Genomic DNA, 13154 nt, shown 5'->3' on the forward strand with positions numbered 1-13154 from the left:
TCCGGCGTAGCTCGCGAACATCTCAAACCCGCCGAAAATATCCGGGTTACCGGTTAATGAAACCGGTGGATATTCGACAGCTGCTTGTTCGGCTGTGGATTGCGACGGTACACCAGCGCCATCTTGCCGATCACCTGAACCAGCTCCGCACGCCCGGCCTGGCAAAGGCTCGTGATCGTCTCCAGCCGTTGCTCACGGTCCAGGATGTTGACCTTCACCTTGATCAGTTCGTGGTCGGCCAGGGCACGCTCCAGCTCGGCCGCGACCCCTTCGGTAACGCCGTTGTCGGCTACGATCAATACCGGCTTGAGGTGGTGACCGATGGATTTGTACTGCTTTTTCTGCTCTGTATTGAGCGGCATAATCTGACCCTTTGAATGAAACCGTATAAAACGGCGGCCATTTTACCCGAGCGTGCCGGTCCAAGCCCAGCGACACGCATCGCCGTCTTACCCAGAGGTGCCCTGTGGCCCGTTCCAAGACAAGCCATAACTGGCTGAAAGAACATTTCAACGACCCCTACGTGAAGATGGCGCAAAAAGACGGCTATCGCTCACGGGCCAGCTACAAGCTGCTGGAAATCCAGGAGAAGGACCGGCTGATCCGCCCCGGCATGTCGGTTATCGACCTGGGCGCGGCGCCGGGTGGCTGGTCGCAGGTCACCAGCCGGTTGATCGGCGGCCAAGGCCGGCTGATCGCTTCGGACATCCTGGAGATGGACAGCATCCCCGACGTGACCTTCATCCAGGGGGACTTCACACAAGAGGCCGTGCTCGCGCAAATCCTCCAGGCGGTGGGTAGCAGCGAAGTCGACCTTGTTATTTCCGATATGGCCCCCAATATGAGTGGATTGAGCGCGGTGGACATGCCGCGTGCCATGTTCCTGTGCGAGTTGGCACTGGACCTGGCCGACCGGGTGCTCAAGCCAGGCGGCGATTTTCTCATCAAGATTTTCCAGGGTGAGGGCTTCGATACGTACCTCAAGACCGTTCGGCAGAAGTTCGAAAAGGTCCAGATGCGTAAACCGCTGTCGTCGCGAGATCGTTCCAGGGAGCAATACCTTCTGGCGCGCGGGTTCAAGGGCTGACAGCTACACTCACAACGGGCTTGTAGCTGGCGATAGCTTTTTTCAAATGGTGGTCGCTGTGAAGCATAAGCGACTATTACGCAGTCAAAAGTTTCACAAAGCGTTACAAGCAGCGTCTGCGCATGCCTACGGTTGTGTAGTAAGTTAGGCCGATGGACATCATACGAAGCCTGGCGCTAGGTCTCAGAGACTGGCTTCAGAGGGTAGCGAATTGAACGATATGGCAAAGAATCTCATCCTGTGGCTGATCATCGCCGCCGTTCTGGTGACGGTGATGAACAATTTCTCGAGCCCCAACGAGCCGCAAACCCTCAATTACTCCGATTTCATCCAACAGGTGAAGGACGGCAAGATTGAGCGCGTGCAGGTCGACGGTTACGTCATCACCGGCAAGCGCAACGACGGCGACAACTTCAAGACCATCCGCCCGGCGATCCAGGACAACGGCCTGATCGGCGACCTGGTGGACAACAAGGTCGTGATCGAAGGCAAGCAGCCCGAGCAGCAAAGCATCTGGACGCAACTGCTGGTCGCCAGCTTCCCCATACTCGTCATCATTGCCGTGTTCATGTTCTTCATGAGGCAGATGCAGGGCGGGGCAGGTGGCAAGGGTGGCCCCATGAGCTTTGGCAAGAGCAAGGCCAGGCTGCTTTCCGAAGACCAGGTGAAAACAACGCTCGCCGACGTGGCGGGCTGCGACGAAGCCAAGGAAGAAGTGGGCGAACTGGTCGAGTTCCTTCGCGACCCCGGCAAGTTCCAGCGCCTTGGTGGGCGAATCCCGCGCGGTGTGCTGATGGTCGGCCCGCCGGGTACCGGTAAAACCCTTATCGCCAAGGCTATTGCGGGCGAGGCGAAAGTACCGTTCTTCACCATTTCCGGTTCGGACTTCGTTGAAATGTTCGTGGGTGTCGGTGCCAGCCGTGTTCGGGACATGTTCGAACAGGCTAAAAAGCACGCGCCTTGCATCATCTTCATCGACGAAATCGACGCTGTCGGTCGCCACCGTGGCGCCGGTATGGGCGGTGGTCACGACGAGCGCGAGCAAACCCTCAACCAGTTGCTGGTAGAGATGGACGGCTTCGAAATGAATGACGGCATCATCGTCATTGCAGCCACCAACCGTCCTGACGTGCTGGACCCTGCCTTGCTGCGGCCTGGCCGCTTCGACCGTCAGGTCGTGGTTGGCTTGCCGGATATCCGTGGTCGCGAGCAGATCCTGAAAGTGCACATGCGTAAAGTGCCGATGGGCGACGATGTGAACGCTGGCGTTATCGCTCGCGGCACACCTGGCTTCTCGGGCGCCGACCTGGCCAACCTGGTCAACGAGGCGTCGCTGTTCGCGGCTCGTGCAGGCAAGCGCATTGTTGAAATGCGTGAATTCGAGCTTGCCAAAGACAAGATCATGATGGGCGCCGAGCGCAAAACCATGGTCATGTCCGACAAGGAAAAGCGCAACACTGCCTATCATGAAGCAGGCCACGCGATCGTCGGGCGCATCGTTCCCGAGCATGACCCGGTGTACAAGGTGTCGATCATCCCTCGTGGCCGCGCTTTGGGCGTGACCATGTTCCTTCCTGAGGAAGATCGTTACAGCCTGTCCAAGCGTGCCCTCATCAGCCAGATCTGTTCCCTCTACGGTGGCCGTATCGCCGAGGAAATGACCCTGGGCTTCGATGGGGTGACCACGGGCGCGTCCAACGACATCATGCGCGCCAGCCAGATTGCCCGGAACATGGTGACCAAGTGGGGGCTGTCCGAGAAGATGGGCCCGCTCATGTATGCCGAGGAAGAGGGCGAGGTGTTCCTGGGCCGTGGCGGCAGCTCGCAGAACGGCAGCCTGTCGGGCGAAACCGCGAAGATGATCGACTCTGAAGTTCGCAGTATCATCGATCACTGCTATACCACCGCCAAGCAGATCCTGGCGGACAACCGCGACAAGCTCGATGTCATGGCCGATGCGCTCATGAAATATGAGACCATTGACGCGGATCAGATCGAAGACATCATGGCCGGCAGGCCGGTGCGCGAACCTCGGGACTGGACCGGAGGCTCCGGCTCTTCCGGAACCGCGGCCAAAGGCAGCGAGCGTCCGGAGGCGCCCATCGGCGGGCCCGCCGCTCAACACTAAGGCCTCGCATGACCTCTGCGCTGTACTCGACCCGGTTACCTTGCGGTAACCGGGTTCTTGATTTATCACGTACCCATGTCATGGGTATTCTCAACGTTACCCCCGACTCTTTCTCCGACGGTGGCCGCTTCAAGGGGCTCGACCGCGCGCTGGCTCACGCCCGTGCCATGGTTGACGCGGGCGCCACGCTCATTGACGTGGGCGGGGAGTCCACTCGCCCAGGCGCATCGGCGGTATCCGTCCAGGAAGAGCTGGACCGGGTGTGTCCTGTGGTCGAGGCCATAGCCGGCGAACTGGATGTGGTGATTTCCGTGGACACGTCCACGCCAGAAGTCATTACCGAAAGCGCCGCCAGAGGCATGGGCTTGATCAATGATGTTCGCTCGTTGCGCCGGCCTGGTGCGCTGGAGGCAGCGGCAGGTACCCGCGCCGCGGTATGCCTGATGCACATGCTCGGCGAGCCCGGCGATATGCAGGACAATCCTCACTACACTGATCTGGTCGGCGAAGTGTCCGATTTCCTCGCCGGGCGCGTGCTTGCCTGTCAGAATGTGGGCATAGACCCGTCGCGGATCATCCTGGACCCAGGGTTCGGCTTTGCGAAAACGCATGCTCACAACCTGAGCCTGTTCAAACACCTGCAAGCTTTGCATGCGCTTGGGCAGCCGTTGTTGGTCGGCGTTTCGCGCAAAAGCATCGTAGGCCAGGCGCTGGGCAAGCCGGTAACCGAGCGGCTGTTCGGTAGCCTGGCATTGGCGGCGCTGGCGATGGCCAAAGGCGCGCGGATCCTTCGCGTTCACGACGTTGCTGAAACAGTAGACGTGGTGCGCATGATCGCAGCGGTCGACGCGGCGGAATAAGAACGAACGGAGCACCTATGAGCAAGAAGTATTTTGGCACCGATGGAATTCGGGGCCGCGTCGGTCAATACCCAATCACTCCGGATTTCATGCTCAAGCTTGGCTGGGCTGCGGGCATGGCGTTCCGCAAGATGGGCGCATGCCGGGTTCTGGTGGGCAAGGACACACGCATCTCCGGGTACATGTTCGAATCCGCGCTCGAAGCCGGCCTGTCGGCCGCCGGTGCGGACGTGATGCTGCTGGGGCCTATGCCCACGCCAGCCATTGCCTACCTCACCCGTACCTTCCATGCCGAAGCGGGCATCGTTATCAGTGCCTCGCATAACCCGCACCACGACAACGGCATTAAATTCTTCTCCGGGCAGGGCACCAAGCTGCCGGATGACATCGAACTGATGATCGAAGAGCTGATGGATCAGCCGATGACAGTGGCCGAGTCGGGCAGCCTGGGCAAGGTGTCGCGTATCAACGACGCCGCCGGCCGCTATATCGAATTCTGCAAAAGCAGTGTTCCGACCAGCACCGATTTCGCTGGCCTCAAGCTGGTGGTGGATTGCGCGCACGGCGCCACCTATAAAGTCGCCCCCAACGTGTTCCGTGAGCTGGGTGCCCAGGTTACCGTCATCTCGGCCCAACCGGACGGCCTGAATATCAACGAGAACTGCGGCTCCACCCACATGGAAGCCCTGCAGGCCGCTGTACTGCTTGGCCATGCGGACATGGGTATCGCCTTCGACGGTGACGGCGACCGCGTGCTCATGGTCGACCATACCGGTGCCATCGTCGACGGCGACGAACTGCTGTTCATCATTGCCCGCGACCTCAAAGAGCGCGGGCGGTTGGAAGGTGGCGTGGTCGGCACACTGATGAGCAACCTGGGGCTGGAGCTGGCGTTACAGGACCACGATATCCCGTTTACGCGGGCCAAAGTCGGCGACCGCTATGTCATCGCCGAAATGTCCGAGCGCCACTGGCCGCTGGGCGGTGAAAACTCCGGGCACATCGTTTGCTCCCAGCACACCACCACCGGGGACGCGATCATCGCGTCGCTGCAGGTGCTGCTGGCGCTCAAGCGCCGTGGCGAAACGCTTTCCCAGGCCCGTCACGGCCTGCGCAAGTGCCCCCAGGTACTGATCAACGTACGTTTCGGTGGCGGGCAGGACCCAACAAGTCATCCGGCGGTGGAGCAGGCGTGCGAACGCGTGACCGCAGCCATGGGTGGTCGCGGCCGTGTGCTGCTGCGCAAGTCTGGAACCGAGCCGCTTGTGCGTGTGATGGTCGAAGGCGATGAAGAAGTGCAGGTTCGCCGCTATGCCGAAGAGCTCGCCAGGCTTGTGGAAGAAGTTTGCGCCTGATTTGCGATCTGAAGGCTTGCCACTGCGCTTTGTTCTGGGTAACATCTGCGCCCACTTTGACCGACGGGGTAAAGTATGCGTCGCTTGATGGTAGCTGGTAACTGGAAAATGAACGGTACCCGCTCCAGCGTGGCGGAGCTGCTCAAGGGGTTGAAAAGTCAGGAGTTTTCAGCGACAGTAGACGTCGCGGTTTTCCCGACATTCCTCCACGTCAGCGAAGCGGTTGAAGCGTTGCGAGAGGCGGGCGTTGCAGTAGGGGCGCAAAACGTTGCTACCCAGTCGGGGCCAGGTGCCCTTACCGGTGAGGTTGCAGCGAGCCAGCTCAAGGATGCAGGTTGTTCGCTTGTCCTGATAGGGCATTCGGAACGCAGGCAGATTCTGGGCGAGGCTGAAGGCGTTCTCGTTGCGAAGTTCAAGGCTGCACAGGAGGCTGGGCTGGTTCCGGTGCTCTGTGTAGGCGAAACCCTCGAGGATCGCGAAGCCGAACGGACTTTCGATGTAGTCGGTGCACAGCTCGACAGCGTCATGGACGCGCTTGGTGTAGAGGTCTTCTCCCAGGCAGTCATTGCTTACGAGCCGGTATGGGCGATTGGCACAGGTTTGACGGCAACGCCAGAGCAGGCTCAGGACGTGCATCATGCGATCCGGGCCAGGCTGGCAGCCAGGAATGCTGAAGTCGCACAAGGCGTGCGACTTTTATACGGCGGCAGCGTAAAGGCGGCCAACGCGGCTGATCTGTTCCGTATGCCGGATATCGACGGGGGGCTGATTGGTGGTGCCGCCCTGAATGCAGATGAGTTCGGTGCGATCTGTCGCGCCGCGGGAAGCTGACAACATGCTGGAAAACGTCGTTGTAGTGTTTCACCTGTTGGGTGCGCTCGGGGTAGTTGTCCTCGTGCTGCTTCAGCAGGGGAAAGGTGCAGAAGCAGGAGCATCTTTCGGCGCAGGTGCTTCAAATACTGTGTTCGGAAGCCAAGGTTCCTCTACCTTTCTAAGCAAGTTTACTGGTATACTCGCTGCATGTTTCTTCTTGACCAGCTTGGGGTTAGGATACTTTGCTAAGGAAAAGGCTCACCAGTTGAGTCAGGCAGGGCTTCCAAATCCAGCAGTGCTCGAAGTACCTCAGCAAAAGCCGGCGGCAGATGATGTCCCGGTGCTCAATGAGCAGAAAGGCGGAGCGAACACTAACGATGTTCCTCCAGCTCAAGAGCAGAAGTAACGGGTTTTAAGAGTTTTGCCGAGGTGGTGGAATTGGTAGACACGCAACCTTGAGGTGGTTGTGCCCATAGGGTGTAGGGGTTCGAGTCCCCTTCTCGGTACCATATACAAGGAGCCCGCATTTTTGCGGGCTTTCTTGTTCCAGCGCTGTTGATTGACCGTTCAGGGCCGAAGCCGTATACTTTCGGGCCAGTTATGTCGCGGGGTGGAGCAGTCCGGTAGCTCGTCGGGCTCATAACCCGAAGGTCGTTGGTTCAAATCCAGCCCCCGCAACCAGCTTTAGCGGAGCCCCTGTTCAGGGGCTTTTTGTTAGCTGATCAGCACATGCGTCGCTCTCCGGCGGCGTTTCCAGTGTGGGCGTTTCGCCCATTTTTTATTTGCAAAGCATGCACGAGGGGGTTCAGTTGTCGAGCAAGCTAGAACAGTTGCAGGCCCTGCTGGCCCCAGTGGTCGAGGCGCTTGGTTATCAATGTTGGGGTATAGAGTACATATCCCAGGGTCGCCACTCACTGCTACGTATTTTTATTGATAAGGAAGGCGGTGTGCTTGTCGAGGACTGCGAAATCGTCAGTCGTCAGGTCAGCGGGGTACTTGATGTCGAAGACCCGATCGCTGTCGAGTACACGCTTGAAGTTTCCTCTCCAGGCATGGATCGCCCGTTGTTTACGCTGGAGCAGTTCGCTGCCCATGCCGGCGACCAGGTAAAAATCAAGTTGCGCACGCCTTTCGAAGGTCGGCGCAATTTTCAGGGCCTGCTTCGCGGTGTGGAAGAACAGGATGTGGTGGTCCAGGTCGATGACCATGAATTCTTGTTGCCGATCGATTCCATCGATAAAGCAAACATTATTCCCAGTTTTGACTGAGACGTTTCGGGTTCTGCGTGAATCGCGGAAACCAAAGGCTTGCGAAAGGCGAGGCGTACGATGAGTAAAGAAGTACTGCTGGTTGTTGAATCGGTATCCAATGAAAAGGGCGTACCGGCGGGTGTCATTTTTGAAGCACTGGAAATCGCCCTGGCTACCGCTACCAAGAAGCGGTTCGAGGACGAAGTAGATCTGCGCGTGGCGATCAACCGCCACACCGGCAGCTACGAGACGTTCCGCCGCTGGACCGTCGTCGAGGACGAAAACTTCGATGACCCGGCCATCCAGCTGGCTGTCGACCAGGCTCAGGCTCGCAAGCCTGACTCGGTTGCAGGCGACATCATCGAGGAAAAGATCGACTCCATCGAGTTCGGTCGCATCGCCGCGCAAACCGCCAAGCAAGTCATCGTGCAGAAAGTGCGCGAGGCCGAGCGTGCCCAGGTGGTCGATGCCTACCGCGAGAAGGTTGGCGAAATCATCTCCGGCACCGTAAAGAAGGTGACTCGCGACAACGTCATCGTGGACCTTGGCAACAATGCCGAGGCGCTGCTGGCGCGTGAAGACATCATCTCCCGCGAAACCTTCCGTGTTGGCGTGCGTCTTCGCGCGCTGCTCAAGGAAATTCGCAGCGAGAACCGCGGCCCGCAACTGATCCTGTCGCGCACTGCACCGGAAATGCTCATCGAGCTCTTCCGTATCGAAGTACCGGAAATCGCAGAAGGCCTCATCGAAGTGATGGCCGCTTCCCGCGATCCGGGTTCCCGCGCGAAAATCGCGGTCCGCTCCAAGGACAAACGCATCGACCCTCAGGGCGCGTGCATCGGTATGCGCGGCTCCCGCGTACAAGCGGTGTCCGGCGAGCTGGGTGGCGAGCGTGTCGACATCGTCCTCTGGGACGACAACCCTGCACAGTTCGTCATCAACGCAATGTCCCCGGCGGAAGTCGCGGCCATCATCGTTGATGAGGACGCGCATGCCATGGATATCGCCGTTGCGGCTGACAACCTCGCCCAGGCCATCGGCCGGGGCGGGCAGAACGTTCGTCTGGCCAGCCAGCTGACCGGCTGGACGCTGAATGTCATGACCGAGTCCGATATCCAGGCTAAACAACAGGCCGAAACCGGCGACATCCTGCGCAATTTCGTCGAGCAACTCGAAGTCGACGAAGAGCTCGCCCAGGTTCTGGTTGACGAAGGTTTCACCAGCCTGGAAGAAATCGCCTACGTGCCTTTGGAAGAAATGCTCAACATCGATGGGTTCGATGAGGAGATCGTCAATGAGCTTCGTGCTCGGGCCAAGGATCGCCTGTTGACCGCTGCCATCGCTTCCGAGGAAAAGCTCGCTGACGCCCATCCGGCCGAAGATCTGCTTTCCCTGGAAGGTATGGACGCGGACCTTGCGAAGGAATTGGCGGTACGCGGCGTAATCAACCGCGAAGACCTGGCCGAGCAGTCTATTGACGATTTGCTCGACATCGACGGCATCGACCAAGAGCGTGCCGGCAAGTTGATCATGGCCGCCCGAGCCCATTGGTTCGAGTAACTGGCGCGGCCTGAGGAGAGAAGTGCATGACGCAAGTCACGGTGAAAGAACTGGCCCAAGAGGTCGCCGCACCGGTGGAGCGCCTGTTGCAACAGATGCGTGAGGCGGGGCTACCACATACCGACGCCGGCCAGGTTGTGACCGATACCGAAAAACAAGCGCTGTTGGCGCACCTGAAAAGCAGTCACAAGGCAAAAGTGGAAGAACCCCGCAAGATTACCCTGCAACGCAAGACCACCAGCACATTGCGCGTGGCCGGCAGCAAGACCATCAGTGTCGAGGTCCGCAAGAAGAAGACCTTCGTCAAGCAAAGCCCTGAGGAGATCGAGGCTCAACAACGCCGCGAACTCGAAGAGCGCCGCGCTGCTGAAAACGCTGCTCGCGACAAGATCAACGATCAGGTTCGCCTGCGCGCTGAGGAAGAAGCCCGCAAGGCCGCGTCTGCCGCCGAGGCCAGCCAGCCTGTGGCTGACGCGGTTGCCCAGGCACCTGCCGCCCGTGCTTCCGAGCCGGCCGCTGCACCTGAGCGTGCGCCACAGCCGACCCAGGTCGCTGAAGTGCGCAAGCGCGACGATGCCCGCCGTCCGGACAAGCCCAAGGCAACCACCGACGACGATCGTCGTGGCGACCGCAAGAATCAGCCGCACCGCGCGACTGTGAAGGAAAAGGCGCCTACGCCGCGTGCCGCCCCACGTACCACCGACGAAGAGAGCGATGGCTTCCGTCGCGGTGGCCGTGGCAAGTCCAAGCTCAAGAAGCGCAACATGCATGGCTTCCAGAGCCCGACTGGCCCGGTTGTTCGTGACGTTGTGATTGGCGAAACCATCACCGTGTCCGACCTGGCGCAGCAGATGTCCGTCAAGGGCGCTGAAGTGGTCAAGTTCATGTTCAAGCTCGGCACCCCGGTTACCATCAACCAGGTGCTGGACCGTGACACCGCTCAGCTGGTCGCCGAAGAGCTCGGCCACAAGGTCAAGCTGGTCAGCGACAACGCCCTGGAAGAATCCCTGGCCGAATCGCTGCGCTATGAAGGCGAAACCGTCGCTCGCGCGCCGGTGGTTACCGTCATGGGCCACGTTGACCATGGTAAAACCTCGCTGCTCGACTACATCCGTCGTGCCAAGGTTGCTGCTGGCGAAGCCGGTGGTATCACCCAGCACATCGGTGCCTACCACGTCGAAACCGACCGTGGCATGGTTACGTTCCTCGACACCCCTGGCCACGCCGCGTTTACCGCCATGCGTGCTCGTGGTGCCAAGGCGACCGACATCGTCATCCTCGTGGTGGCGGCGGACGACGGCGTGATGCCGCAAACCATCGAAGCCGTTCAGCACGCCAAGGCTGCCGGTGTACCGCTGGTTGTCGCAGTGAACAAGATCGACAAGCCGGGCGCTGACCTGGACCGCATCCGCAGCGAGCTGTCGGTGCAGGGCGTGACTTCCGAAGAGTGGGGCGGCGATACTCCGTTCGTTCCGGTCTCCGCGAAGATGGGTACCGGTGTCGACGAACTGCTCGAAGCCGTTCTGCTTCAGGCTGAAGTACTCGAGCTCAAGGCAAGCCCGGCTGCGCCTGGCCGTGGTGTTGTAGTCGAGTCCCGCCTGGACAAGGGCCGCGGCCCGGTTGCGACCGTTCTGGTTCAGGACGGTACCCTGCGTCAGGGCGACATGGTGCTGGTAGGCTCGAACTTCGGCCGCATCCGCGCAATGCTCGACGAGAACGGCAAGAACGTGAAAGAAGCGGGCCCATCGATCCCGGTCGAGATTCTCGGCCTGGACGGTACCCCGGACGCCGGCGACGAAATGAGCGTGGTGGGCGACGAGAAGAAAGCCCGTGAAGTTGCCATGTTCCGTCAAGGCAAGTTCCGCGAGGTCAAGCTGGCTCGTGCTCACGCCGGCAAGCTCGAGAACATCTTCGAGAACATGGGCCAGGAAGAGAAGAAAACCCTCAACATCGTGCTCAAGGCCGACGTGCGTGGTTCTCTCGAAGCCCTGCAGGGCGCCCTGGGCGGCCTGGGCAACGACGAAGTGCAGGTTCGCGTCGTGGCTGGCGGTGTAGGTGGCATCACGGAAAGCGATGCCAACCTGGCCCTTGCCTCCAATGCAGTCGTGTTCGGCTTCAACGTGCGTGCCGATGCCGGTGCTCGCAAGATCGTCGAGCAGGAAGGCCTGGACATGCGTTACTACAACGTGATCTACGACATCATCGAAGACGTCAAGAAGGCCCTTACCGGCATGCTTGGCAGCGATGTCCGCGAGAACATCCTCGGCATCGCCGAAGTACGTGACGTGTTCCGCTCGCCGAAATTCGGCGCCGTTGCCGGCTGTATGGTGCTCGAAGGTATCGTTCACCGGAATCGCCCGATTCGCGTACTGCGCGAAGACGTGGTGATCTTCGAGGGCGAACTCGAGTCGCTGCGCCGCTTCAAGGACGACATGTCCGAAGTGCGTGCCGGCATGGAGTGCGGTATTGGCGTGAAGAGCTACAACGACGTGAAAGTCGGTGACAAGATCGAAGTCTTCGAGAAGGTCCAGGTAGCTCGTACCCTCTAAGCTGTACTCAGGGAAGGCTCAGCGCCCGCCCTTAACGCAACGCCCGGTCCGGCTACTCGCTGGGTCGGGCGTTTGCCGCTTTCAAGCCGCCCGCGCTGCGGGGGGTCGATACAGGTAGTCTTGCCATGGCAAAAGAATATAGCCGTACCCAACGCATCGGCGATCAGATGCAGCGCGAACTGGCGCAACTCATTCGGCGTGAAGTGAAAGACCCACGCGTGGGCCTGGTCACCATCACCGCGGTAGAAGTCACACGCGACGTTGGCCACGCCAAGGTCTACATCACCGTGATGGGTGACGATGGCGGCGAGCAGGTCAAGCAGAGCGTGAAGGTGCTCAACGCGGCGGGCAGTTTCCTGCGCACGCAACTGGGCCGGGAAATGAAACTGCGCAGCGTTCCGCAACTGCACTTCCACTATGACGAAAGCGTGGCTCGCGGGGCGCACCTCTCTGCGCTGATCGAGCGCGCGGTCGCCGAAGACAGCCAGCACGCGCCAGCCTCGCCCGAGCCCAAAGATGTGGGCGAGGACTGACCGGTGGCTCAGGTCAAGCGTATACGCCGTAACGTGAGCGGCATCATCCTGCTGGACAAGCCACAGGGTTTTACCTCCAACGCGGCGCTGCAGAAGGTGCGTTGGCTGCTCAATGCCGAGAAGGCCGGCCACACCGGTAGCCTCGACCCTCTGGCCACCGGCGTATTGCCGCTGTGCTTCGGGGAGGCGACCAAGTTCTCCCAGTACCTGCTCGATTCCGACAAGGGCTACGAGACCGTCATGCAGCTGGGCGTTACCACCACCACCGCCGATGCGGAAGGTGAGGTATTGCGCGAGCGTGAGGTGACCGTCGGTCGTGCTGACATCGAAGCGGTACTGCCCCACTTCCGTGGCCCTATCCAGCAGGTTCCGCCGATGTACTCGGCGCTCAAGCGTGACGGGCAGCCGCTGTACAAACTTGCACGTGCCGGGGAAGTAGTGGAGCGCGAAGCGCGTTCTGTTACTATTGGCAGCCTTGAGTTGCTGGCGGTAGAGCAAACCCGGGCTACGCTGGCAGTGCATTGCACCAAAGGCACCTACATTCGAACCCTGGTCGAGGATATCGGCGAGCGGCTCGGTTGCGGGGCTTATGTGGCGCAGCTGCGGCGTACACAGGCGGGGCCGTTCAAGCTCGCGCAAACGATCACCCTCGAAGCCCTGGAACAGGCGCATGCCGAGGGTGGCAACGAGGCGCTGGACCAGTTCCTCCTGCCGGCCGACAGCGGCCTTCAGGATTGGCCGCTGCTGCAGTTCTCGGAACACAGTGCGTTCTACTGGCTCCATGGGCAGCCGGTTCGTGCCCCGGAGGCTCCGGCCTTTGGCATGGTGCGCGTACAGGATCACAACGGTCGCTTCATTGGTATCGGTGAAGTGAGCGAAGACGGGCGTATTGCGCCGCGTCGACTGATTCGGTCTGAATGACCGAACGAGGGTGGCTGTCATTAGGCGCGGTCACTCCTCCTATTAAACGACAGGGGTTTCCCTGGCCTATTGGAATCGCCTGGCGGTTCCGTGAAATG

12 protein-coding genes and 2 tRNA genes are annotated in these 13154 nt (G+C 60.2%); 13 read left to right on the forward strand and 1 reads right to left on the reverse strand.

The window, feature by feature from the left end:
- Positions 1 to 53 precede the first annotated feature (53 nt).
- Positions 54 to 362: a ribosome assembly RNA-binding protein YhbY gene (gene yhbY / locus G7016_RS21380; protein WP_181117726.1), complete on the reverse strand. Its 309-nt coding sequence runs from the start codon at positions 360 to 362 to the stop codon at positions 54 to 56.
- A gap of 104 nt (positions 363 to 466) precedes the next feature.
- On the opposite strand from yhbY, the gene rlmE reads away from it, so the two are divergent.
- The 13 genes from rlmE (at position 467) to truB (ending at position 13056) form a co-directional block, all read left to right on the forward strand.
- Positions 467 to 1087, forward strand: coding sequence for a 23S rRNA (uridine(2552)-2'-O)-methyltransferase RlmE (rlmE, locus tag G7016_RS21385; RefSeq protein ID WP_181117727.1), 621 nt, complete (start codon positions 467 to 469; stop codon positions 1085 to 1087).
- Positions 1088 to 1307: 220 nt separating this feature from the next.
- On the forward strand, positions 1308 to 3215 hold the full coding sequence (ftsH, locus tag G7016_RS21390; protein ID WP_181117728.1) for an ATP-dependent zinc metalloprotease FtsH: 1908 nt from the start codon (positions 1308 to 1310) through the stop codon (positions 3213 to 3215).
- An 8-nt stretch (positions 3216 to 3223) separates the two neighbouring features.
- On the forward strand, positions 3224 to 4075 hold the full coding sequence (gene folP / locus G7016_RS21395; RefSeq protein ID WP_181117729.1) for a dihydropteroate synthase: 852 nt from the start codon (positions 3224 to 3226) through the stop codon (positions 4073 to 4075).
- Positions 4076 to 4092: 17 nt separating this feature from the next.
- Positions 4093 to 5430, forward strand: coding sequence for a phosphoglucosamine mutase (gene glmM, locus G7016_RS21400; protein WP_181117730.1), 1338 nt, complete (start codon positions 4093 to 4095; stop codon positions 5428 to 5430).
- A gap of 75 nt (positions 5431 to 5505) precedes the next feature.
- Positions 5506 to 6261 carry a triose-phosphate isomerase gene (gene tpiA / locus G7016_RS21405; RefSeq protein WP_181117731.1) on the forward strand — a complete coding sequence of 252 codons (756 nt, stop codon included), beginning with the start codon at positions 5506 to 5508 and terminating at the stop codon, positions 6259 to 6261.
- A gap of 4 nt (positions 6262 to 6265) precedes the next feature.
- Positions 6266 to 6649, forward strand: coding sequence for a preprotein translocase subunit SecG (gene secG / locus G7016_RS21410; protein ID WP_181117732.1), 384 nt, complete (start codon positions 6266 to 6268; stop codon positions 6647 to 6649).
- A 17-nt stretch (positions 6650 to 6666) separates the two neighbouring features.
- Positions 6667 to 6752: transfer RNA gene (locus G7016_RS21415), tRNA-Leu, on the forward strand.
- A 95-nt stretch (positions 6753 to 6847) separates the two neighbouring features.
- A tRNA-Met gene (locus tag G7016_RS21420) sits at positions 6848 to 6924 on the forward strand.
- 128 nt (positions 6925 to 7052) lie between these two features.
- Positions 7053 to 7511, forward strand: coding sequence for a ribosome maturation factor RimP (gene rimP, locus G7016_RS21425; protein ID WP_181117766.1), 459 nt, complete (start codon positions 7053 to 7055; stop codon positions 7509 to 7511).
- A 60-nt stretch (positions 7512 to 7571) separates the two neighbouring features.
- Complete coding sequence (nusA, locus tag G7016_RS21430) at positions 7572 to 9053, forward strand: transcription termination factor NusA (RefSeq protein WP_181117733.1); 1482 nt, start codon at positions 7572 to 7574, stop codon at positions 9051 to 9053.
- Between the two features lie 26 nt (positions 9054 to 9079).
- The gene (gene infB / locus G7016_RS21435; RefSeq protein WP_181117734.1) at positions 9080 to 11602 is read left to right on the forward strand and encodes a translation initiation factor IF-2; all 2523 of its coding nucleotides are present in this window, start codon (positions 9080 to 9082) and stop codon (positions 11600 to 11602) included.
- Positions 11603 to 11727: 125 nt separating this feature from the next.
- On the forward strand, positions 11728 to 12135 hold the full coding sequence (rbfA, locus tag G7016_RS21440; protein ID WP_181117735.1) for a 30S ribosome-binding factor RbfA: 408 nt from the start codon (positions 11728 to 11730) through the stop codon (positions 12133 to 12135).
- Positions 12136 to 12138: 3 nt separating this feature from the next.
- Positions 12139 to 13056 (forward strand): tRNA pseudouridine(55) synthase TruB, encoded by a 918-nt coding sequence (truB, locus tag G7016_RS21445; RefSeq protein ID WP_181117736.1) that lies wholly within the window; start codon positions 12139 to 12141, stop codon positions 13054 to 13056.
- The last annotated feature ends 98 nt before the right edge of the window (positions 13057 to 13154 follow it).

It is taken from the genome of Pseudomonas japonica (assembly GCF_013522925.1).
GTDB lineage: Bacteria > Pseudomonadota > Gammaproteobacteria > Pseudomonadales > Pseudomonadaceae > Aquipseudomonas > Aquipseudomonas japonica_A.

Excerpts from the sequence above, each read along its gene's own strand:
- ftsH (WP_181117728.1), top strand. The coding sequence starts at position 1,308 with ATGGCAAAGAATCTCATCCTGTGGCTGATCATCGCCGCCGTTCTGGTG.
- folP (WP_181117729.1), top strand. The coding sequence starts at position 3,224 with ATGACCTCTGCGCTGTACTCGACCCGGTTACCTTGCGGTAACCGGGTT.
- yhbY (WP_181117726.1), bottom strand. The coding sequence starts at position 362 with ATGCCGCTCAATACAGAGCAGAAAAAGCAGTACAAATCCATCGGTCAC.
- tpiA (WP_181117731.1), top strand. The coding sequence starts at position 5,506 with ATGCGTCGCTTGATGGTAGCTGGTAACTGGAAAATGAACGGTACCCGC.
- rbfA (WP_181117735.1), top strand. The coding sequence starts at position 11,728 with ATGGCAAAAGAATATAGCCGTACCCAACGCATCGGCGATCAGATGCAG.
- infB (WP_181117734.1), top strand. The coding sequence starts at position 9,080 with ATGACGCAAGTCACGGTGAAAGAACTGGCCCAAGAGGTCGCCGCACCG.
- secG (WP_181117732.1), top strand. The coding sequence starts at position 6,266 with ATGCTGGAAAACGTCGTTGTAGTGTTTCACCTGTTGGGTGCGCTCGGG.
- nusA (WP_181117733.1), top strand. The coding sequence starts at position 7,572 with ATGAGTAAAGAAGTACTGCTGGTTGTTGAATCGGTATCCAATGAAAAG.
- glmM (WP_181117730.1), top strand. The coding sequence starts at position 4,093 with ATGAGCAAGAAGTATTTTGGCACCGATGGAATTCGGGGCCGCGTCGGT.